Source organism: Serratia sp. NPDC078593, from assembly GCF_050268245.1.
Taxonomy (GTDB): Bacteria; Pseudomonadota; Gammaproteobacteria; order Enterobacterales; family Enterobacteriaceae; genus JBNNGK01.
The window spans coordinates 1-1,073 of sequence record NZ_JBNNGK010000053.1; the positions used below are offsets into that span (position 1 = coordinate 1).

The window sequence follows — 1,073 nt, forward strand, 5'->3', positions numbered from 1 at the left end:
CCGGAAAGCTGTTTTGCGGTGCAGGGTTACGGCGAAAGCCGCCCTGTTGCCACCAACGACACCCCGGAAGGCCGCGCGCTGAATCGGCGTGTCGAAATCAGTCTGGTGCCGCAGGCCGATGCCTGCCGGCTACCGGGCGTAACCCCTCCGTCATCACGGGATGGTGACGGATTTGATAAGTAATGGAGATATTCCTATGGCAATACCTGTTTACCTGTGGCTGAAAGACGACGGCGGTGCCGACATCAAAGGGTCGGTGGACGTACAGGATCGTGAAGGCAGCATCGAAGTGGTGGCGCAGGCACATAACCTGTACATCCCGACCGATAACAACACCGGCAAACTGACCGGCACCCGGGTACACACGCCGTTCCTGTTCACCAAGGAAATCGACGCCGCCAGCCCGTATTTGTACAAGGCGGTCACCACCGGCCAGACCCTGAAGTCTGCCGAGTTCAAGTGGTACAAAATCAACGACGCGGGTCAGGAAGTGGAGTACTTCAACACCAAACTGGAAAACGTGAAGGTGGTGAAGGTCAATCCTGAGATGTACGACGTCAAAGATCCGGCCAAGGAGAAACACAACCACCTGGAGCGTATCGAACTGCGCTACGAGAAAATCACCTGGACCTACAAAGACGGCAACATCATTCATTCCGATTCCTGGAACGAACGCGCGACGGCGTAACCCTGTGGCGGGCAGTGTTCTGCCCGCCGTTTTTTTCTGAGCGTCTGCGGTGCGGGCGCTGAGCAGAGAACATTTATTTTTATCAATGACCTTATGGGCCTCGGTTGACGGCTATGGGCGGTAGCGTCCCCAAACGGGTTAATGGCGAACAAGGAAGAGGATATGTCAGTTCATTCAGCACAGATATTGCGTCGATTAAACCCGTATTGCGCTCAGGCGCTGGCAGCGGCCGCCACCTTATGCCAGACCCGGGCGCATGCGGAGATCACGGTGGAGCACTGGCTGCTTAAACTGCTGGAGCAGGGGGAAGGGGATATCACGGCGATAGCCCGGCGTTATGAATGGGATCTGGACGCGTTATGGCAAGGGTTGCTGGCGCATCTGG

The 1,073-nt window shown here is 56.7% G+C and carries 2 protein-coding genes and 1 pseudogene; all 3 read left to right on the top strand.

What is annotated here, in order from left to right:
- Nucleotides 1–183: pseudogene (locus ACQKDS_RS20200) on the top strand (OmpA family protein); the annotation flags it as partial.
- 13 nt (nucleotides 184–196) lie between these two features.
- Complete coding sequence (locus ACQKDS_RS20205; RefSeq protein ID WP_399674017.1) at nucleotides 197–688, top strand: Hcp family type VI secretion system effector; 492 nt, start codon at nucleotides 197–199, stop codon at nucleotides 686–688.
- Nucleotides 689–850: 162 nt separating this feature from the next.
- A partial coding sequence (locus tag ACQKDS_RS20210) for a Clp protease N-terminal domain-containing protein (protein ID WP_427622632.1) occupies nucleotides 851–1,073 on the top strand: 223 nt, incomplete at its 3' end.

Excerpts from the sequence above, each read along its gene's own strand:
- ACQKDS_RS20205 (WP_399674017.1), top strand. The coding sequence starts at position 197 with ATGGCAATACCTGTTTACCTGTGGCTGAAAGACGACGGCGGTGCCGAC.